This is a genomic window from Parafrankia sp. EUN1f, assembly GCF_000177675.1.
GTDB lineage: Bacteria > Actinomycetota > Actinomycetes > Frankiales > Frankiaceae > Parafrankia.
Genome location: NZ_ADGX01000001.1, coordinates 83,885 through 103,941, shown reverse-complemented (window position 1 = coordinate 103,941; position 20,057 = coordinate 83,885). Strand labels below are relative to the sequence as shown.

Genomic DNA, 20,057 nt, shown 5'->3' with positions numbered 1-20,057 from the left:
TCCGGAGGCCTTCGGCGCAGGGTATGGAGCGCGTCGGGCTGGCCAGGCGGTTGTGCGCACTGGCGAGCGGGTGTTTGCCCGGGTGCGGGGGGCGGTTCGGCGCAACCGCCCCCCGCACCCGTCGCGGACCGTCACGGTCGGGCCCGCCGTCACCACGGGCAGGGTCGGGGTTGAGCCTGGGTTGCGGGAACTGTCGGTGGTCGGTGTGACCATGCACGGGTCCGACTGGTCGACGGCACCCCTGGCCCGGTGATTCTCATGATCAAAACTGCTGATGTTCCTCCTGACGACACCCCCACCGCCGCTGCCGCCGCTGCGGCTGCGGACGCTGCTGGTTTCTCGGTGGATCCCGACGCCGTCCCGGTCGCCGAGCTGGAGACCGCGATCTGCCAGTGGGCGGGCCGGATCGCCGCGGCGACCTGCACCTGGCTATGCGCACGATCATGCCCGCCATTTATGGGCCCACAGCGTCGTACACTCCGCACATGTCCGGTGACGTCCCGGTCGCGGTCTACGTCCGGATCTCCTATGACCGGTACGGCAAGCGGCACGGGGTCAGTGACCAGACCTCGGACGTCATCGACCTCATCGAGCGGACCCCCGGCCTGGTGTTGGGTGAGGTCTACGAGGACAACGACATCTCCGCGTTCAACAAGGATGCTGAGCGCCCGGAGTACAACCGGCTGATCCGGGACATCCGGGCGGGCAGGTGGACGGCTGTGGGCTGTGTCCGGGGCAGCCGTCTCGTCCGCCAGCGTCTGCAGCGGGCCGAGTTCATCGACCTGATGGAGGCGGTGCACGGCAAGGTCTACACGACCGACGGGACGGTCTACGACTTCGCCAGTGAGGTCGGTCGGGGGCAGTTCGACTCCGATGGGGTGAAGGACACCAACGAGTCGGAGAAGATCTCCGCGCGGGTGACCCGCGCGCACGTCCGGATGGCGGACCAGGGCCGGTTCCCCGGCGGGAAGCGGCCCTACGGTTACCAGCGCAAGCGCGAGATCATCGGCGATGAGATCGTCGTGACCTGGCTGATCCAGCCGGACGAAGCCGAGATCCTGCGGGAAGTGGCCCGCCGGGTGATGCGCGGCGAATCGGTGCACGCGATCGCGATGGACCTCAACCGGCGCGGCGTGCCGACCGCGCAAGGTCGGAAGTGGTGGGACGGCCCGGTGCTGGGGCGGATGCTCGTCAAGCCGGGCATCGCCGGGCTGCGCAGCTTCAAGGGCTACGACAACATCGTGGCCCCGGGCGACTGGGAGCCGATCCTGCCGGTGGAGGAGTGGCAGGCGCTGAAGGCCACCATCGAGGAGCGGGCGGCCCGCCGGATCGTGCCCGGCAACGAGGTGAAGCAGCTCCTCGCCGGGTTCATGGTCTGCGCGACCTGCGGAACCCGGATGCGCAGCACCGTCAGCAGCCGGCGGCCGGATGCGTTCCGTTGCTCGGTGATCGGCGACTCGTGCGCGACGAAGGTTCACGTACCGGCACGGCCGGTCGAAGACCTTCTGACCGACCTGATCGGACGCCGGTTGCGGGCGTACGCCGAGTACACGGCCGAGGAGGGTCCGTCGACCAGCGCGGCGAAGCTCGCGGAGCTGGGGTCGCGGATGGACCGGTTGGCCGGGATGTGGGCGCGCGGGGAGCTGTCGGATGAGGCGTACGGCAGCGCGCACCGCGCCGCGGAGACGGAACGCAACGATCTGCGGCGCCAAGCCGAGCAGGAGGCCCTGCGACGGGTCGTCCTGCCCGGCCCGGACGCGATCGCCGCGTGGGAGTCGGGTGAGCTGATGCGGCGCCGGTCGATCCTCACGCTGCTGGTCGACCGGATCGAGGTCGCACCGACCGGTTGGGGCCGCAAGCCGTTCGACCCCAACCGGGTGACGGTGCACTGGCGGCAGCACGAGACCGACGCTGCCGGTCAGGATTAGTTGTCGCCGGGCGGGTCGTGCAGGATGCGCGCGATCCGGGCCCGCACCGGCGCGGGTAAGGCCGGTGCACGGGCGAGTGTCTCGGTGAGCCATCGTTCCCGGACGTCGTCCGTGCCGGGGGTGGGCGCCGGGTCGGGTGTCCGTTGAGTGGGGATCGCGGTCGTGGCAGCCGCGCCGGTGACGGCGCGGCTGTTGCGTTTCCGGGTACGGGTCCGTCGTGTCGTGCGTGTGCAGGCGAGGTCGGGCGACGCGACCGTGGTGGCCTCCAGAACGGCGAAACGGGGCAGACACGCCACCGCCCGCCGGGCAGGTGCTGCCGGGCGGCGGGTCCAGAACCGGAGAACGCCGATCAACCCTGACCGACAGCATCTCCTACTTGTTACAACGCTTGATGACCTTGAATTAATCCCATTTCCGGGCGTGGAGTCCGGCCGTCGGCGGACCCGGGGCTATCCGTCCGCCGTGCGGCGCGGCCCGGTGAGTGTCAGGCGATGTTTGAACTGGCCTGCAGGGGCGCTGTGAGCCGGGTTCAGTCGTTCGTGTTGTCGGTGTCGGGATGGGGCCCCGTCATCCGGTCTGGCCTCTCCGCCGGAGTCCGGTCATCCGGTCTGGGCTCTCCGCCGAGGAACCACGCGACTGGAGCGTCGCTGGCTGGAGCGTCACTGGCTGGAGCGGCGGCGCGCCGCACACCTCCAGGCCGCCCTGGCGACGCTGGCAGGGCAGGTTCGGCGGAGCCCATTACGAACGTGCCGATGACGGTCACGCCGTCCTGCTCGTAGACCGGGATCAGGGTGCGCTCTCCGGCCGCACGCCGTGCCGCGGCCTTCTTGTTCCATTCGGCGAATTCGGCGGGGGGCAGATAGGTACCGCGCGCAGCTTCCATTTCGGTCCGCCTGATGTAGCCGCGCTTCCCGTCCCTGAGCCCCGCCGAGATCAGGTCCGGCCAGTCGCTTTGAGGCAGGCCGAGCTTCACGGCCGGCACTGCCGAGCCGTAGGTCTCTCCGGCCGCATTGGTCGGCCAGACTGGTCGTGACTCATCATCGGGCATCGCGCCATTGTCTACGCCCATCCCGCCGACGCTGTGCGCCGCCCCCGACGCCAGGCCCGGGTCGCCGTGATCAGTTGGAACGGAAACTTGACGGGCCACCCTAGGCCCCGGATGACGTAAGGCCAGCGACAGGCCATCACCACTGACGCAAGACCAGATACGGCGACGCTTGACGCAGTGAGGTAGCGCGCTGGCCGGCACGGGTAGCGGTGGCGCTACCCGTGGCGCTACCGGTCGGACCGGGTCTGACCTGCGGACATTGGTGAAGGTAGCGGGTAGCGGCCGGAACCGCCGACCGGCCGCGATCGGCTGTAGATGGGGGTGCGCCGGGCGGCATTGCCGCTACCGCTACCACCGGCGGCCCGCCCGACCGATGGTCGCGCCCATCGACGACTTCGGCAATCAATCACTCTAAGCGACTATCGCAAGCGGGAGGGTTGGACCGGCCTGCCGCACGCGGCCCGGCACGAGGAGGGGTCGGACACTCGTTTCGGCGGCTTTTCGCCGTTTCGACGAGGCACCCGCTAACACGCTAAGTCCCAGCTCAGAAGCACTATGGCCCGCTAACGGTGGTGCTAACAGTTAGCACCCCTGCCGCTAACAGCTCGTGCTCCCGACGAGGTGCCGACCATTACGATTAGTAATCGGAATGGTCGCGCGCACCGCGGCCAAGAACCGGTCCGCCGCTACCCACTGATGCTCCTATGGATGTCAAGCGCACATGAGCGTGTCCGACCTTGATCAGCTGGCGGTCCATGGTCCATCGGTGGCGCGGCTCTGATACCGATAGATGCTGACGCGCCCCAGCAGGGCGCCGGCGAGGCACAGGACGCCGCCGGCAGTGCTGCACACGAAGATCACGTCAAGGGAAGCGCCAGCCAGGCGCGGGACCGTGTCGACGGGCGCTGCGGCGTAGATCAGCAGCACGCCCCAGCCCACCGGGCGCACCGGCCCTATCCTGGCGCGCAGGCGGCGTGGCGCCCGGTCGGCGGTCAGGGCCAGTCCTGCGGGTAGCAGGGTGACAGAGAAGGAGGCCAGCATGATCCAGTGCCACATCACGACGCGAGACCTCCCCTGGAACGCGGCGCCGGCCGTGATCTGATCCGGCCCCCGATCGGCAGCAGCGGTCCTCCTCCGTCAAGGTTCCCAGAAAGGTCACGCAGCCGCAGAAAGATCGTTCGATAGGGCAGTGGCGGTGAGGATCGTGTAGATCTCCCGGGCGACGTAGCGTTTGAGGCAGCGGATGATCTCTTTCTTGGTCTTGCCTTCGGCGGTGCGGCGCTGGGAGTAGGCCTGGGTGGCCGGGCCCAACGCAGCCGGCAGAGCACGACCCGGTAGAGCGCGGCGTTGGCCTGGCGGTCCCCGCCGCGGTTGAGCCGGTAGCGGTGCGTCCGCCCGGACGAGGCAGGCAGCGGAGCGACACCGCAGAGCATCGCGAACGCCGCCTCGGAACGCAGCCGGTCGGGGTTGTCACCCGCGCTGACGAGAAGCTGGCCAGCGCAGTCGGCACCGACACCGTTCACGGCGAGCAGCTTCGGGGCGACCACGGCGACAAGCCGGCCGATGACCTTGTCCAGGTCGACGATCTCATCGGACAGGTGCCGCACGCGGCAGGCGAGGCTGCGCAGCGCCAGGCGGACCGCCACCGCCGGATCCCCCGCCTGGGCGGCGGAAACCTCGACCTCGGCGCACACGGCGACCAGCCGGGCCGTGGTCAGCCCGGACAGTGCGGCGCGGACCGGTTCCGGTGCGGTCACGATCAGCGCCTTCATCTGCCTGACCACGTCCGCACGGTGGCTGACCGCCCCACGGCGGGCGACCCGCAACGCGCGTACCGCCTCGACCCTCCCGTCACGATCCTTCGGGACCCCGGTACGTCGCCCCGCCAGCACCGCGCGGGCAGCGGCGTCCGCGTCGACCGGGTCGGACTTGCCCTGCCAGCGCCGCGTCTTGCGATCGGGACGATCGATCTCGACCACCGTGACACCCGCCCCGGTCAGATACCGGGTCAGGTTCGCACCGTAGGAACCGGTCCCCTCGACCCCGACCTTCACCACAGTCCCGAAGCCGCACATCCACTCCAGCAGCTGGCCGTAGCCAGCCGCTGTCGCCGGGAACTGCGCCGAGCCAAGCTGGCGCCCGGCCGTGTCGAGCACCGCCGCCGTGTGGGTGTCCCGGTGGGTGTCCACACCACCGACGACGTCGACTGCCTGCCGCTGCTGTGCCATCGTGACGACAGCCGTCCCTTCACCTCGATCGACGGGGTGCGGCACGCACCAGCCGGGCGGCGGACAAGACAGTGACGGGGCCTCTGGCCAGGCTCCTATAAGGTCACCCGCCCGTCCGGTGAGCGCACACGAGCCCCGCACCGACACAGCCGGCAGATCGATCGAAGGACACCCTGGTCAATCACGTGAAGGGCCAGACCGGCCGGCGCGGGGCTCACCCACATCCTCACTATCACGTGATGACCGTGGCAACCATGCGTGACCGGTACGGACATCCACGGGGACCACGGCCCGCGAACACACCGAGACCGTCCCCAGATCCACCGCAAGGCCACCCCGCCGGCTACCGTCGGTGATCGACCGCGCGGCGAACGTCCGATCGCCGACGGTTTGCAGTCGGACGTGGGGCGGGGTCTCAAGGCTGGTTTTGCCCGGTTTTCGCGATCCGCCAGCTTGGCCGCTTACACGAAAACACCCAGTTCAGCGCCAGTTTCGCCCGCTTTACAGGGGTGCTTACGCAAGCAGCCGTGCCGCTTGCAGCAAGCACCACCGACCCGCGCCCAACGCAGCCTTATTCGTCACTGTCCGCCGGCTCTCCGGGGACCGGAGGGGCCGCCGGGCGACAACCGACGGTCGGATCTCAGGCCACAGATCACGTGCCATCGTCAGGGGCAGGCCGACGCCGGGCGATCCACTCCTGAACGTCCGACGCGCGCCACAGCCGGAAGTGCCGGACCGTCTGCACCGGCACCGGGAAGTCCGGCCGGTGCGAGAGCTGACGCGCCCGCTCTGTCGTGACCCCAAGCTCCTTGGCGATGTCGCCGGTCGTCCACAGCGATTCGTCGGTCACGGCCGCGATGGTATAGCCCAACCCCAAACAGCCACCTACCATTGGGGTTGCCCTACCCCAAGAGGTCCACGCAGCGGTCCGAGGTCAGTGCTGGCACACCGTCCCCGGACCTGGACCACACCCCTGCCACCGACAGGAGACGTGACCCTGTGCCCAGTATTCAGCCCCCCGACCACGGCCCCTGGCGCAACCCGTTCGACGGCCAACGCTTCGTCTCCGTCCGCCGCACCGACCGGGGACTCTACGGACTCACCCTCACCCCCGGCGCCGACCTCCACGACCTCATCGACGTCACCGCAACCCTGCCCCGCGTCGTCTACCTCGACCACCGACCCGCAGAACCCACCGACCCGACCGTCATCCTGACCTTCGGCCCCATCCCCACACCCGCCCGGCGCCCGACCTACCCCGACACCGACGGCCCCGTCGGCTGGACACCCACCGTCGACACCACCACCGACCCCCCGACGCTGGCCGAGGCCGACTTCCGCACCATCCTCGACGCCCGCATCTACCGCCTGTACGGACGCCACCTCAACGACATCACCCACCCCACTTCATAGATCGTTCAGCGAAAAGGAAGGGGCGCCCCCAGGCGCCCCTTTTTCGCATTTCCTGGACATTCTGCGAGCCAGCCGCTAGGACGCCGGAGATCAGATACAGCCCCAATCGGCCACTAGGTGAACCGCTAGATCTAGCACACTTCCCGGCATACCTAGAATAGTAACCACGGCGAAATTTTGAGCACCTAGAAAGTGGGTCGAGGAATCTGCATGTGTCCACGGATCACGAAAAACGAGGGAGGATGTATCGGATTGTCGCCCCGTCAAATTTTACTCTGAAACACTTATTCCATAGACGTGGCGACTAATTTCCTCCAAACTTCCAACCATCCTCAATTCATCTTCGCTCCCATGGTGAAATCGTCTCTCAATGACCGCGAATGGCCTTCCACTCACCTGATCGGCGTCGATCAGGAACACCATATTAGATGGAAGTGCAAATACGAATAGCCCGCCAGAGAACTCCGATAGCCAGAAGTCCCAGACTGCGCTACCAATCGACCATGTCGCCACCCATATCGCTGTCGCCGTTAGCCGACAATCGACAAAATCAATCTTTCCGTAGGTCGCGTCCATCCCCTCGAATGTGATATTTCCACCGTCAAGCGTCGCCCCAGAGAAGTCCAAAAAGCTCGGAGGGTGGTCTAGGGATAGGTACCTTACCGTGCGCCGCTCTTCATTGGTCTTTCCGTCGAGATTGCGGAGCCAGGTCGGAATGATGAGGTTGTCATCGGCGTCGCCGCTTGTAGAAAATTTTGCGTCGTCGAAGCTGATCCAACCGTCGCTCAAGACTGCGCCGGATAGGTCGATGAGACCGTCCCCGACCCTCATCCTTTCGAAGCTAAGCTTGCCCCCGTCGATTCGCATTGAACCAAGATTAATTCGACCGTCCGGCAGGGTAGCCTTACTAAAGCTGACAATAGAATTCGTACTCCTGGTCGAGCTGAAATCAATTGGGGATGGACGTCGATCCGAATGAATTCCAATGCGGCTCGACTCAACCTCCATGTTTCGGAACGTGCACAGCCCTCCGTCGAACTTCGAGTCCTTGAAAGATATACTGGATTCGTGTGGCGGCATCCTGGCAGTCCGGTCCCACAAAATACTTGTGCGATCGAAGTTTAACCACCCTCCATTCAGGCTCATCTTCTCAAATTTCAGTGCGCTCCTACCGAAGATATTTGCATTGCCGAAGTCAATAACTCCATCCGATAGCACGCTACTTGCGTACGCATTGACGATGGAATCGATAAATATTGTTCCTGTGAATGAGAGTTTCCCGCTTTCCACCCTCAGTCCGGAGAGGTCGACGGTGGCATTGCGAAACTCTGCACCATCCAGGGAAAAGCCCGGTTTCGACACGATAGAGTTGGCTAGAGAGAGCGACCCTTCCGTTATCTCAATCCCCGCCAAGGATCCATCACAAAGATTGGCGTCCGACAGATCGAAGGACAGATTCCGCCAGGATATGGGAGATTCCGGCGAAAGATGACTACGAATCACAGAGTACACGGCGAACCGCACCTGACGTTCCGCCCTGTCTAGGTCGGTTAGACTATAGGGCAACCTCAGATATGCGCACAGAACATCCACACATGACTGCCTCTGGTCCTCCCATTCGTCGGCCAAAGTAGCCATTGCGTAAACTCCGGCAAGTCGAGTGGCTGCCGCCTCCTGGTTACCGAGAAGTGTCGACGCAGTCGAGAATCTTTCGCTCAGCAAGCGAATCTGATCCCGATGCCCTGCCATTGCTGAGAGGTGGTGCGCCGCTTCGTCAACTCGCTGACGACGATAGGCAACAACCAAGGCTATGACGGCGCCAAGGCCGGCCGTTACGGTCAATGCGAATTTAGCGAGTTCCAACGCCTCGGTAGAATCCACATTATTGTTTGAATCGAGTCGCTCTAAGAACGTCCAACCAAAATAGCCGACTGCACCGGTGACGATGATTCCGCAAACAATGGAGCCCACGACTACTGAGAGCAGGGACCGGCGGGGGAGATCCTCTTGCGGCGATCTCTCAATCTGGGTCAAGGTGCCTCCGATCAGAGCACGAAGCCCGTCACTGCAACACCGAAGTAACCGGCTTAGGCGGTGGTTCTGACGCTAACGGTAGTAGGATTCTACCGCCAAGGAGTGACAGTCACTGCGGGCGGTGCCTGATCTAGGGCCAAGCCGTCGATCCCGTCTACGTTCGGTCGCCCCCAGAGTACGTATTTACACGTGCGATCCGCTTAGACTCGCTTCCCGTCAAGGTCGCGATAGGCGGTGTCGAAATCGTTATTCATCGGTTCACAACCGCCGACCTTCGTGAAGATTGTCCACGCGATGAGTTCGCATGTTTCGCGGGTGATGCGGCGCGTGATCCGCTGTGTCCGGTCTTCCACTTCGAGGGGGAGAATGACGTTGGGGTCTTGCAGTTTCTCGTGCGCCCAAATGTGGGCTTCGTTCCAGGTGGCGAAGATGGCGACCTGGACACCGTAGCCGATTAGGACGGCGTAGGGACGAATGCGTTGGGCTATAGCTTCGCCGAACGTCCTTCCTCCCGGCCGGTGATCTTTGCTAGCTGGTCTTTGATCCACCTGACTTCCTCCGTAGCGTTTTCGGTTCTCTCCATCAGCGCGGCGTATTCGAGGGGTTCGGTGGGCAGGCGGCCTCGGTAGCCGATGAGCTTGCTTTCCAGTTCCTCCATCGCGGTCACGGCGACGTCACCCTGCAAGTTTAGGAGTCTCAGCGGGAGATCGGCGCCGAGGTTCGGTGTGCCCGAACGGCCACCGCTTATCTGTTCCACTGTTTGCCCTTTCTTTCGCCCGGGGTATCGCGTGGAGCGGCACCCGAGGCCGAGGAGCGCACCGCCGATGCTGGTGTGCGGCCTTCTCGACCCGGCCCCGGGGCCTGACGCAAGCGTGGGATCGACGACTCGTGATCACTAGAACAGGTGCGCATGACGGGCATGCGCCGGGCGCATATGCGACCGACCGTGGTGGATAGACTACGCAGGCAAGATCCGGGCCTGGGAGGTCACGAAGGGGCGCCCTTGCGATGAGCGACCACGACGGCGATTCTCGCTACTGTCGGTGTGGAACCCGCCTGGCCCGTGACAACGACCGGGGATCATGCGGGCCATGTCAGCGTCAGGCGCGCAACCTCGGCACTGGCGCACCGGAGGTACCGGCCGGATTCTGGGACGCGTCCGATCAACTCCGGGACGCCCTCGATGAACGCCACCTAGGCCGGGTGATCACGGCCTACCGTAACCATCCCCACCACCCGGTTGCCCTGTCACAGGAGACGGTCGCCGGATGGATGGGCATCACGCAGACGCGGCTCAGCAGAATCGAATCGGGCGATCCGATCACCGATCTCACGAAGCTCATCCGATGGGCCGAAGCCCTGCGGATCCCAGAGGACCTGCTGTGGTTCAAGCTGCCACGACCACACGCCGGTAAGCCGTCCCGGACCGGTCCCGAACCCAGACCATCGGCCCCGCCGGAGTATCCCGGCGTCGCCGAAGCGCCGGGCGAGAGTAGTGCGACTCCGCCGGTTGATCAGTACCGGGTCATCGCCGATGTAGGGGAGGTGGTCATCGTGGCCATCGACCGGCGCACGTTCCTTGCGGGAAGCGGTGCGGGATTCCTGGTTGGGGGCAAGGTCATGCCCCTGGCGTCGTATCAGCAGGTCGCGCCCGAGGCCATCGAGCACCTGGCCGCGCAGCTTGACGGCTACTACCGTGCCGACGCTGCTCTCGGCCCGCACACCGTGATTCCGTCGGTGCTCGTGCAGCAGGAGCTGATCCGGCAGTTCCTGCGAGTCGCCCGGGGACCTGAACGGCAGGCCCTGCTGCGTACCAGCGTCGCCTACGCGGGTCTGACGACCTGGCTGTACCAGGACGCCGGAGACCTGGCGACCGCGTCGCAGTGGGCGAATCAGGCGCTCGAACTCGCGCACCGGGTGGGAGACACCCAGCTCGTGAGACACGCGCTGACCAACAAGGCGATGATCTGCACCGACCAGCAGGACGGGCCGGGCGCCCTCGACCTCACCAGCGCCGCACTGGCGGACGAGGACAGTCTCTGCGCGAAGGTCCGGGTCCAGGCGATGCAGCAGACCGCCCACGGCTACGCCCTCATCGGCGACCGGCGCGGCGCTGACTACGCCCTGGACAAGGCCGCCGCGCTGCTCTCCCGCGTCGATGACGACTACCCGTGGTTCAACGCCTGCCGACGCACCCCCGGCTACATCGAGGTCCAGCGGGCCACCTGCTACAACCGTCTCGGCCTTGGCCGCGAAGCCCTGCCCCTGTGGGAGCAGGTCATCTCGACCCTGCCCGCTACGGCCCGCCGAGACAACAGTGTGTACCGGGCACGGCAGGCCACCGCCGGGAATCCGGACGCCGCCGCGGACGCTGTGACGCACGCCGCCACCGTCGCCCGGGAGACGAGTTCGGCGCGGCTACGGCAGGAACTCCACGGAGTTTGGCGCCACCTCACGCCGTGGCATGACCATGAGACCGGACGACAGGTCAAAGCTCTGCTGACGACGCTGTAGGAAGGGAAACGAGCATGGGACTACGCGACCCGCTACCGGCCGACGAGGTCACCCGACGTCTCGCCGCGTTGGACGGATGGGTGAAGGCCACCGACCGCGAAGAGATCCACAAGACGTTCCCCGTGGAGTACTACGCCGCGATCGAAGCTCTCGGCGCCGTCGCCGAGTCCGCGAAGGAACTGGAGCACCACCCCGACGTCGAACTGCACTGGGGAGAGCTGACGTTCAGCCTCACCACCTACAGCGCCGGGCAGCGGATCACCGAACTCGACTTCCGGCTGGTCGACCGCATCGAAAGCGTCCTGGCCGGCTACGTCCAGACCGACGCGGCCGGATAGCCGGAGCACGCCGACCGGCGGACGGGCCGCGTGACCTGCGTAAACGGACCGTCCGCCGCCGTCCGGTCAATACCGCAACGAATGCGGCCATGATCGCGTAGACTGCTGGCTCGGTCTGCTCGCCGCGTTCGACCGCCGTTGCGGCCCCGGCTGCGACCACACCCGCTGGCTGAACATCCACCACCTCACCGGATGGGCCAACGGCGGCCACACCGACCTGGACAACCTCACCCTCGTCTGCGGCACCCGCCACCGCCACCTCCACAACGAGGAGATCGTGCTCCGCAGAACCAGCAACGGAACGATCGTCGCGCTGCTCCCCGACGGCCGGACCCTCCTGCCCGCGCCCCCGGTGACCCCCGGGGAACACCCAACCGCCGCACTCGCCGACACATCCGGGCATGTCACCCCGGACGCCATCACCACCCGCAACGGCGGCCGACTCAACCTCGGCGAATCCCTCTTCGTACTCCTCCAGGACCACCCCGCCGCGTAGGGGCAGCGCGTTGCGAGGGGCGGGTCGGCCCGCTATGGTCAGGAACATTCGGATCGACGTCGATGTCGACATTGATGTCGGGGCCATATTCCTCAAGGGAGCAGCCATGTCCGTCGACGTCGACCGGCGCGGTCCGGTCATGGTGGTCACCATCAACCGGCCAGAGGCGGCCAACGCGCTGGACGCGCCGACCATGTCGGGGCTCGGCCACGCGTTCGAGCAGGCGGAGAAGGACGATGAGGTGCGTGCCGTCGTCCTGACCGGTGCGGGTGAGCGGGTCTTCTGCGCGGGCATGGACCTGAAGGCGTTCCTGTCGGGCACCGTCGCCGACATCGACGGCCCCGGGATCGGCATCTTCACCCGGCGGCTGTTCCCGAAGCCGATCATCGGGGCCATCAACGGAACGGCCGTCGGTGGCGGCTTCGAGCTGGCGCTGGCCTGTGATCTGCTGGTGGCCGCCGAGACGGCCCGCTTCGGCCTGCCCGAGGTCAAGCGCGGCCTCATCGCCGCGGGTGGCGGCACCCGGCTGCCCCAGCGGATCCCGCTGCCGCTGGCCCTGGAGCTGGGGCTGACCGGTGCGCCGGTCAGCGCGGCCAGGCTGGGGGAGATGGGCCTGGTCAACAGGGTCGTGCCGGTCGCCGAGGTACTGCCTGTCGCGCTGGAGCTGGCGGATCAGATCGCCGCGAACGGGCCGCTGGCGGTGCGGGTCACCAAGGCGATGATGGTCGGCGAGCTGACCGCCGCCGACTGGGACGGGATCGCGGCGACCGTCGCGCCGGTGTTCGGCAGCGAGGACGCGAAGGAGGGGGCTCGCGCCTTCGCCGAGAAGCGCCCGCCGAACTGGGTCGGCCGCTGAGCCACGGCGCTGCGTCCACCTGCCTGGTCCACCTGCCTGCCTGTCTGTCACGAGGAGGAGTCGCCGTGTCCGATCCGCGTTGGGTGACCAGGCCGGTTCCCGGCCAGCTGGCGGATCAGTGGCGACGCCGGGGCCTGTGGGACGACACGCCGATGGGCATGAAGATCGACGCGGCGCTGCGGGCCCACGCCGAGCAGACCGTCCGCATCCACTCCCAGGAACGGCCGTGGGCGGGGACGTTCGGTGACCTGCGGGCACAGGCGCTGGCCCTGGCGGGCGGGCTGTCGGCGCGCGGGGTGCGGGAGGGGGACGCGGTCGCGTTCCAGCTTCCGAACTGGGTCGAGGCCGCGGCGGCGTTCTACGCGAGCACCTTCCTCGGTGCGGTGGTCGTGCCGATCGTGCACTTCTACGGCCCGAAGGAGGTCGGCTACATCCTGCGCCGGACGGAGGTCACGGCGTTCGTCACGGCCGCGGGCTTCGGTCGCCGCGACTACCTGGACGACCTCGAGAGCGTCTGCGCCACCGCGCCTTCGTTGAAGGTCGTCGGCGTGGTCGGAGCCGGTGACCGGCGGCTGCCTGCCGGCGCGGTCACGTTCGAAAAGCTCACCGGCGGGCCTGAGCTGGCCGAACCGGCCGCGCCCGACGCCGACGCGCCGGTGCTGGTCGCGTACACGTCGGGCACGACGGCCGACCCGAAGGGCGTCATCCACTCCCACAACACCCTGGGAGCGGAGGCGCGCCAGCTCGGCGCGATGGGCGCCAACGGCGGGCTGCCGTCGCTGACCGGCACACCCGTCGGCCATTTCATGGGGATGATCGGTGCGCTGCTCATCCCGGTCCTGCGGGGCGACTCCGTCGACCTGATCGACGTCTGGGATCCGGCCCGGGTTCTCTCGACGATGCTCGAGTACGGGCTGACGGCCGGCTCGGGGGCGACCTACTTCCTCACCAGCCTGCTCGACCACCCGGATCTGACCGAGGAGCATCTGCGCTACCTGCGGTTCGCCGGGCTCGGCGGCGCGGCGGTGCCCGTCGCCGTCACGGAGAAGGCGAAGGCCGCCGGGGTCTCCGTCGTGCGCATGTACGGATCGACGGAGCATCCGTCGATCACCGGGTCGCGCCACGAGCACGACGAGCGGCTGCGCCTGCGCACCGACGGTGCTCCCCTCGACGGCGTCGAACTGAAGCTGCTGGACGACGAGGGCAAGCCGGTCGCCGTCGGCCAGCCCGGCGAGATCTGGAGCCGGGGCCCGGACTGCTGCATCGGCTACACCGACCCGGCGCTCACCCGCGCGACCTTCGACGCCGACGGCTGGTACCGCACGGAGGACATCGGCGTTCTCGACGCCGACGGCGCGCTGACGATCACCGACCGCAAGAAGGACATCATCATCCGCGGCGGTGAGAACATCAGCGCCGCGGAGGTCGAGGAGCTGCTGCTCAAGACCATGCCCGAGGTTTTGGAGGCGGCCGTGGTGGCGGTACCCGACACCCGCCTCGGGGAGAAGCCGTGCGCGCTGCTGCGCCTGGCACCGGGATCGGCAGTGCGGGGCGTCGACGACATCCGCGCGCTGCTGCTCGCGGCGGGACTTGGCCGCCAGAAGCTCCCCGAGTACGTCGAGGTCGTCGTGGACTTCCCCCGCACCTCCACCGGAAAGATCATCAAGGCGCAGATCAGACGGCAGATCGCGCCGCGTTACACCGGCTAGGCCCTGCCCGCGCGCACGTCCCCCGGCCGCGGGCCGGGGGACGCCTGGCTGCCCAGGCTCGTGGGCCGCCTATGCTCGCGGCAGGCCGAGGAGCTGGCGGCCGATCAGGCCGCGCATGATCTCCGAGGCGCCGCCGGAGATCGTCAGGGCCCGGCCCCAGAGGAAGTTGTGGTACCAGCGGTCGGCGACCGCCGCCCCGGCCTCGTCGATGGCGACCGACGAGGTGATGATCCCCATCGCGATCTCCGTCAGGGCGACGTTGGTCTCCGTGTAGGCGAGCTTGGCGACGGGGCCGTCGCTGGGATGTTCGTCGTCGATCAGGATGCGCTCCACGGTGTCGCGCACGATGAGCTTCACCTCCTCGACGCGGGCGAGCGCCTCGGCGAGGGTGGCCTGGGTGTCCTCATGCTCCAGCGCGGCGGTGCCGTCGGGGAGCCGGGCGGCGCGTGCCAGCGCGACCAGGTCGTCGAACATGCGCTCGAGTTGAAGGGAGTTCGCGCCGACGAAGGCGCGTTCGGACGCCAGCCCCGACGTGACGACCTTCCAGCCGCCGTTCACCTCGCCGAGCACGTGCTCGGGCCCGAGGCGGACACCGTCCAGGAAGACCTCGCAGAACTCGGCGTAACCGGTCATCTCGCGAATCGGCCGGATCTCGATGCCGGGCAGGTCCATCGGGATGACGAACGCGGTGATGCCGGCGTGCCGGTTCACGGACGGGTCGGTGCGGGCCAGCAGCATGCCCATGTCGGCCCACTGGGCGTCGGTGCTCCAGATCTTCTGACCCGTCACGGTGAACCCGTCCCCGTCCCCGTCCCCGTCCCCGGCCCCGGCTCCGTCCGGCTCCGCGCGGGTGCGCAGGGAGGCGAGGTCGCTGCCGACATCCGGCTCGCTGAACAACTGGCACCAGACGTGCTCGCCGCCGCGGATGCGCGGGAGCAGCTGGGCCTTCTGCTCGTCGGAGCCGAACTCGATGATGGCGTGGCTGGCCAGCATCACCTGATCGAGCGGCCGGTAGACGTCGCCGCGGATGAGCTCCTCCATCAGCACCAGGTCGTGCTGGGGGAGATGGTCCGCGCGGCCACCCCACTGCACCGGCCAGCCGGCGCCGAGGAAGCCAGCCTCGTACAGGGCGCGTAGCCATCTCCGGATCGCCCGCTCCTCGTCGGCGTCCGCGGGGACCCGCACCCCCTCGCCCCGCATCGGCACGCCGTGCTCGGCGATGAAGGCACGGACCCGGGCGCGGTACTCCTCGAGGTCAGTGCGCATCGGTCCATCCTTCGGTGTCGGCGAGCGAGCGCGCGGCCGCTCGCGGGTTCGCGGCGAGGCGGGCGTCCTGATGCACCCGGCGCTGGTAGAGGTGCAGGCCGTACTCCCAGGTGAAGCCGATGGCGCCGGTCAGCTGGAGCAGGTCGTGCAGGATGTGCCCGGCGCCCGAGCTGACGCTCAGCGAGGCGAGGGCGACGGCCCGCCGGACCCGCTGAGCCTGCGCCAGTGCCTGCTCCTGCGACCGCGGCTCGGCGTCGAACTGCCGGGCCGCCTCATGGACGAGCAGCGCCATGCCGCGGACACGCACAGCATGGTCGGCGAGCCGGTGCTGGACGGCCTGGAACCCGCCGATCGGCCGGCCGAAGGCCTGGCGCTGGCCGGTGTAGGCGACGGTGTGGTCCAGCGCCCGCTGGGTGCCGCCGATCGCGTCGGCGGCGAGGAGAAGCTCGTACAGCGCGTCGGCGTGAACCGGTGCCGCGATGCGCTGCCCGCGGCCGGCGGTCACCGTGACATCCGCGCAGGTCCTGGTGATGTCGAAACCGTGCCGGGACGGTTCGCCGCTCCAGTCGCCAGGGCCGGCCAGGAGCAGTAGCTCGTCGCGGGTGCGGTCGAGCAGCAGCAGCGCGTCGGCGTCGGGGCCGCCGTCGACCAGCCGGGCGGTCCGACCGTCGGGACCGAGCCGGCCGAACGCGCAGATGCGTGCGCCGGCGGCGATGTCGTCGAGCAGCCCGCCCACGACCGGATCACCGCTGCTTCCCGCGGCCTCGGCGGCCTCGGCGAGAGCGTGGGCGCTCGCGGTGAGCCCGGCGAACGGGCTGGGATGCAGGGCGGCTCCGAGCTCCATGGCCGCGGTGACGGCGGCGTCGACCCGCAGGCCGAAGCCGCCCCGGGCCTCCGGAACGCAGAAGCCCGGCAGGCCGAGCTCGGCCAGGGGCTCCCACCGCTCACGCCAGGTGGTCTCGACCGTCGACGGAAGCTCCTGCCAGACGGTCCCCAGGGCCCCGCGCAGGGCATCGCGAAGCGCGACGATGTCGTCGGAGGCGAAGGTGGTAGTCAGAACGGCGTCAACTCCTGTGCCTTGCCGGCTGCCGAGGCGTACCAATCTCGACATTGGTGTCAACATTGATACTCTTGCGCTCCGATGCCCGCCGTCAAGTCGCGATGGCGGCCAGGCCGGCTTCGGTGATCGTGATGTCGTCGCTCCAGTGGCCGCCGCGGGTGTGGTCGTGGTTGTGGTCAGCGGATTGCGGCGGCACTGGCGGGTATCACCCCGGCGGCCGGTCTGTTGACGGGCTGATCGTGCCCGCGATGTTCGGCGCGCGCCAGGCCTGCCAAGGACGGTGCCGAACCAGCGCTATTTCACCGCCAACGGATTCAAGGGTGTCCCTACGCCGTTCGCGACCTTCAACGCCGGCGCCGCCAGGAGGAACTCATAAACTCCGTCGGCTGCGCAGTCCGCGGCGAGAGCTTCCAGGTCGAACATCTCGCCGAGCGTCATCCCCATATCCCTGATGAGGACGTAATGCACCGGCATGATGGCGCCCGGATCGCCGGTCGGATACCGCTCGACCGCCCAGTTGTCGGCCGCCAGCGCCGCCACGTCGTGCTCACCAAGCCACTCGCAGCACTCCAGGGTGAGGCCGGGCTCGCCGCTCATGAACTCGGCGGCCGAACCCTCGGTGAACCGCCGTGTCCACCCGGTACGCACGAGCAGGATGCTGCCGGGTGCCAGGGTGACGCCCTGGCGGTCGAGGGTCGCGTCCAGTTCGCCTGGGCTGATCCCGTGGTCCGGCGCCAGGCAGTCGACGCCGTGGAAACGCGCCACGTCCGCGAGCACGGCCGGCCCGATGACCCCCCGCGCGATCCGGTCGATGGCGAGCCTGTCCGCTCCCTGCGGGGTGATCGACGACGCGGGCACGGCGTTGTAGCAGAAGCCGTCGTAGAAGACGTGCGCGAGCCCGTCCCACTGCGTGGCGCACTGCAACGGCATGACGATGAAGTCGTCCGCGAACCCCGCGCCGTCGGGATACACGGACTGACCCGTCATCGACATCAGATGGACGGGGTTCACCCGCCCGCCTAATCCGATCTGTGGGCCTTTGGAGGAGAGGGTGTACCCCAGGTCGAACACACGCCCCGTCCGCGCCAGCGCCGCCCCCGCGGCGACCCGAGCCGGCGTGATCAGGTTCAGCGTTCCGATCTCGTCGTCCGCTCCCCAGCGCCCCCAGTTCGACAGGTCACGGCCAATTGCGCGGAAATCCTTGGTCATCCTTCCCCTCCTGCCTGCGCCCACCGCCCGGCCTCGCGAAGCCGCCGTCGCGGACGTGGCCTGCCGCGCCCTGGTGACCGCGGCTTTCTAGGCCGGGGCGGGTGGCTCGGCGCGGCCGAGGGCGACCTCGTGGCCGCCGAAGCGGGGCTCCACAACGGCGGACCAGTCCGGCCCGCGGCGAACGCTCGTGCCGCCGTCGATGTTGACGATCTGGCCGCTGATCCGGCTCGCACGATCCGACAGGAGGAACACGACCAGCTGGGCGACGTCGTCCACCTGAGTGGCGCCACCGAGCGGGGTGTTGGCGTCGTAGCTTTCGTAGACCGGTGTGCCGGGCTGGACGAAACCCATGATCTCGGTCGCGGTGAGACCGGGGCGTACCGCGTTGAAACGGATACCGGCCTCGCCGTACTCGTCCGCGGCGTTGCGGATCAGCGCTTCCACCCCGGCCTTCGCGACGGGGTAGGCGCCGAAGAACGGATGGGTGAGATGCCCGGCGATGGACGAGAGGCCCACGAAGGAGCCTTTGCCGGCGCGGGCGAAGATCGGCACGGCGTGCTTCGCGAGCAGAAAGGTTCCGATCACGTTCAGGCTGATGACGCGCTCGAACTCGGAGACCTTCTGCAGGTGCAACGGGGCGAGGGCCCCGCCGCCACCGGCGTTCGCGACGACACCGTCGAGCCCGTCGCGCCATTGCGCGGCCGCCGCCACGACCCGCTGGACGTCCGCCTCGTTCGTGACGTCCGCGACGTGCCAGGTCACGGCCTCGCGGCCGACCTTCGCGTTGATGCCCTCAGCAGCCGATTCCAGGGTTGCCTGGGTACGCCCGCAGATGGTGACCCACGCGCCCTCGTGGGCCAGTGCGGCCGTGATTCCCGATCCGATCCCGGTCCCGCCGCCGGTTACCAGGATGGAATGCCCCTCGACCGAGCCAACCATGTCGCCCACCCTCCGACCCGGAAACCAGTTGCCGCCGGTACGACGACAATGACGGCCAGACCGGGAGCTGGCCGCCGCCTTCGATTATTTGACGTTTAGTTTGTGCCGGTGCCGGTGCCGGTGCCGGTGCCGGTGTGTCTGGTGACGACGGTGGCGCTGTTGTCGGCATAGGTCACCTCGCGGGCAATCAGCCCGTCGCGAAAGGTGACGTAGATGGCCATCGGTGTGCTGGCGAGGTAATCGGACGACGGATCGTCGACGGAGTCGGGGTACATCGCCGCCGCGGCCGGGCCACGCAGCACCATGCGCATCAGGCCGTCCGCGGCGATGGTCCCGGTCACTCCGTCGACGGCGAGATGATCCCAGTCCAGCCACAGCATTCGATAGGCACGGGCCAGCCCGGCGGCGAAACCGGCCACGAAAGCGTCGCGCCCCTCGCCTGTCAGCCCGCCGGCCGGATGGGATCTGAGCACGAAGTCCGGCGTCACGGCCGCGCCCAGGGCCTCGAGGTCACCGACGATCTCGGCGGTCACGCGGCGTTCCAGGACGACGAGCATGGCGCGCTCGCGATCGTCCTGGGCCGCCGCGAGCCGGTCGCGGAGCCGGGCGATCGATGCCGTGGGTTCAGTGTCCATCCATCATCCCGGCTCCTCTTCCCTTCCGGATCGCCGGCGAGCGGTCGCTAAGGGCTTCCACTGGCTGGGGGCCTGTGCCGCGCGCTCGGAGGGGCGTACGCGACAGAGCTAACCATTTGACCGGCCGCGTTACAAGTGGCACTTGATGTCTTACCCTTCGATGTCCGCGGGCTGGCTGCGGATGGGTCTGGGGTCGGCTGCGGTGCCGGGCGGGAGATGGAAGCGTCCGAGGTGAGACAAAAATGAGATTATGTGCCACCATGTCACGCATGGGGCATCGTGACGCGGCACGGCCGGGGGCTCGTCACCGGGATCGAGTGCATCAGTAGCCGCAGTAGCTGTGGAGCGGCCGGCCGGCCGGCGCAGTCGCCGCCAGTCGCCAGC

Annotated in this window: 19 protein-coding genes and 2 pseudogenes; 8 read left to right on the top strand and 13 right to left on the bottom strand. The window is 68.0% G+C overall.

Going from position 1 to position 20,057, the window contains the following annotated elements; genetic code table 11:
• The first annotated feature begins 392 nt into the window (after nt 1-392).
• Nucleotides 393-1,928, top strand: coding sequence for a recombinase family protein (locus FREUN1FDRAFT_RS00470; RefSeq protein ID WP_083828444.1), 1,536 nt, complete (start codon nt 393-395; stop codon nt 1,926-1,928).
• Here FREUN1FDRAFT_RS00470 and FREUN1FDRAFT_RS00465 read toward each other — a convergent pair.
• The 5 genes and pseudogenes from FREUN1FDRAFT_RS00465 to FREUN1FDRAFT_RS00445 form a co-directional block, all read right to left on the bottom strand.
• On the bottom strand, nt 1,925-2,281 hold the full coding sequence (locus FREUN1FDRAFT_RS00465) for a hypothetical protein (protein ID WP_035948346.1): 357 nt from the start codon (nt 2,279-2,281) through the stop codon (nt 1,925-1,927). The two genes, FREUN1FDRAFT_RS00470 and FREUN1FDRAFT_RS00465, sit on opposite strands and share 4 nt — an antisense overlap.
• A 176-nt stretch (nt 2,282-2,457) precedes the next feature.
• The gene (locus tag FREUN1FDRAFT_RS45720; protein WP_232294976.1) at nt 2,458-2,976 is read right to left on the bottom strand and encodes a hypothetical protein; all 519 of its coding nucleotides are present in this window, start codon (nt 2,974-2,976) and stop codon (nt 2,458-2,460) included.
• A gap of 741 nt (nt 2,977-3,717) precedes the next feature.
• A complete protein-coding gene (locus FREUN1FDRAFT_RS00455; RefSeq protein WP_232294975.1) occupies nt 3,718-4,017 on the bottom strand; it encodes a hypothetical protein in 300 nt (99 codons plus the stop codon).
• A 114-nt stretch (nt 4,018-4,131) separates the two neighbouring features.
• Nucleotides 4,132-5,204 (bottom strand): annotated as a pseudogene (locus FREUN1FDRAFT_RS00450) (IS110 family transposase).
• A gap of 652 nt (nt 5,205-5,856) precedes the next feature.
• On the bottom strand, nt 5,857-6,081 hold the full coding sequence (locus FREUN1FDRAFT_RS00445) for an AlpA family transcriptional regulator (protein ID WP_232294974.1): 225 nt from the start codon (nt 6,079-6,081) through the stop codon (nt 5,857-5,859).
• A gap of 122 nt (nt 6,082-6,203) precedes the next feature.
• Here FREUN1FDRAFT_RS00445 and FREUN1FDRAFT_RS00440 point away from each other — a divergent pair, with 122 nt between their 5' ends.
• Nucleotides 6,204-6,617 carry a hypothetical protein gene (locus FREUN1FDRAFT_RS00440; RefSeq protein WP_006537934.1) on the top strand — a complete coding sequence of 138 codons (414 nt, stop codon included), beginning with the start codon at nt 6,204-6,206 and terminating at the stop codon, nt 6,615-6,617.
• A 270-nt stretch (nt 6,618-6,887) separates the two neighbouring features.
• Here the strand turns inward: FREUN1FDRAFT_RS00440 and FREUN1FDRAFT_RS43305 are convergent, their stop codons facing one another.
• The 3 genes from FREUN1FDRAFT_RS43305 to FREUN1FDRAFT_RS44845 form a co-directional block, all read right to left on the bottom strand.
• Nucleotides 6,888-8,651 carry a hypothetical protein gene (locus FREUN1FDRAFT_RS43305; protein WP_006537933.1) on the bottom strand — a complete coding sequence of 588 codons (1,764 nt, stop codon included), beginning with the start codon at nt 8,649-8,651 and terminating at the stop codon, nt 6,888-6,890.
• Between the two features lie 200 nt (nt 8,652-8,851).
• On the bottom strand, nt 8,852-9,199 hold the full coding sequence (locus FREUN1FDRAFT_RS00435) for a hypothetical protein (RefSeq protein ID WP_006537932.1): 348 nt from the start codon (nt 9,197-9,199) through the stop codon (nt 8,852-8,854).
• Complete coding sequence (locus FREUN1FDRAFT_RS44845) at nt 9,136-9,408, bottom strand: hypothetical protein (protein ID WP_198144213.1); 273 nt, start codon at nt 9,406-9,408, stop codon at nt 9,136-9,138. The genes FREUN1FDRAFT_RS00435 and FREUN1FDRAFT_RS44845 overlap by 64 nt, the downstream gene beginning before the upstream one ends.
• A gap of 251 nt (nt 9,409-9,659) precedes the next feature.
• Here FREUN1FDRAFT_RS44845 and FREUN1FDRAFT_RS00430 point away from each other — a divergent pair, with 251 nt between their 5' ends.
• From FREUN1FDRAFT_RS00430 to FREUN1FDRAFT_RS00410, 6 genes and pseudogenes are all read left to right on the top strand, one after another.
• Complete coding sequence (locus tag FREUN1FDRAFT_RS00430) at nt 9,660-11,165, top strand: helix-turn-helix transcriptional regulator (protein WP_006537931.1); 1,506 nt, start codon at nt 9,660-9,662, stop codon at nt 11,163-11,165.
• A gap of 14 nt (nt 11,166-11,179) precedes the next feature.
• Nucleotides 11,180-11,503, top strand: coding sequence for a 4a-hydroxytetrahydrobiopterin dehydratase (locus FREUN1FDRAFT_RS00425; protein WP_006537930.1), 324 nt, complete (start codon nt 11,180-11,182; stop codon nt 11,501-11,503).
• A 115-nt stretch (nt 11,504-11,618) separates the two neighbouring features.
• Nucleotides 11,619-11,762 (top strand): annotated as a pseudogene (locus FREUN1FDRAFT_RS47830) (HNH endonuclease signature motif containing protein); the annotation flags it as partial.
• An 18-nt stretch (nt 11,763-11,780) separates the two neighbouring features.
• Complete coding sequence (locus FREUN1FDRAFT_RS45710) at nt 11,781-11,999, top strand: hypothetical protein (protein WP_006537929.1); 219 nt, start codon at nt 11,781-11,783, stop codon at nt 11,997-11,999.
• A 106-nt stretch (nt 12,000-12,105) separates the two neighbouring features.
• Nucleotides 12,106-12,855 carry a crotonase/enoyl-CoA hydratase family protein gene (locus FREUN1FDRAFT_RS00415; protein WP_035948406.1) on the top strand — a complete coding sequence of 250 codons (750 nt, stop codon included), beginning with the start codon at nt 12,106-12,108 and terminating at the stop codon, nt 12,853-12,855.
• Nucleotides 12,856-12,920: 65 nt separating this feature from the next.
• Nucleotides 12,921-14,564, top strand: coding sequence for an AMP-binding protein (locus FREUN1FDRAFT_RS00410; protein WP_006537927.1), 1,644 nt, complete (start codon nt 12,921-12,923; stop codon nt 14,562-14,564).
• Between the two features lie 69 nt (nt 14,565-14,633).
• Here the strand turns inward: FREUN1FDRAFT_RS00410 and FREUN1FDRAFT_RS00405 are convergent, their stop codons facing one another.
• The 5 genes from FREUN1FDRAFT_RS00405 to FREUN1FDRAFT_RS00385 form a co-directional block, all read right to left on the bottom strand.
• Complete coding sequence (locus tag FREUN1FDRAFT_RS00405; protein WP_006537926.1) at nt 14,634-15,830, bottom strand: acyl-CoA dehydrogenase family protein; 1,197 nt, start codon at nt 15,828-15,830, stop codon at nt 14,634-14,636.
• On the bottom strand, nt 15,820-16,941 hold the full coding sequence (locus FREUN1FDRAFT_RS00400; protein ID WP_157474167.1) for an acyl-CoA dehydrogenase family protein: 1,122 nt from the start codon (nt 16,939-16,941) through the stop codon (nt 15,820-15,822). Before FREUN1FDRAFT_RS00400 ends, FREUN1FDRAFT_RS00405 begins: the two co-directional genes overlap by 11 nt.
• Nucleotides 16,942-17,184: 243 nt before the next feature.
• Entirely contained in the window at nt 17,185-18,099 is a 915-nt protein-coding gene (locus tag FREUN1FDRAFT_RS00395; RefSeq protein ID WP_006537924.1) for a cyclase family protein, read from the bottom strand.
• Between the two features lie 87 nt (nt 18,100-18,186).
• Nucleotides 18,187-19,038: an SDR family oxidoreductase gene (locus FREUN1FDRAFT_RS00390; RefSeq protein WP_006537923.1), complete on the bottom strand. Its 852-nt coding sequence runs from the start codon at nt 19,036-19,038 to the stop codon at nt 18,187-18,189.
• A 95-nt stretch (nt 19,039-19,133) separates the two neighbouring features.
• On the bottom strand, nt 19,134-19,673 hold the full coding sequence (locus tag FREUN1FDRAFT_RS00385; protein WP_006537922.1) for a nuclear transport factor 2 family protein: 540 nt from the start codon (nt 19,671-19,673) through the stop codon (nt 19,134-19,136).
• Nucleotides 19,674-20,057: the final 384 nt, after the last annotated feature.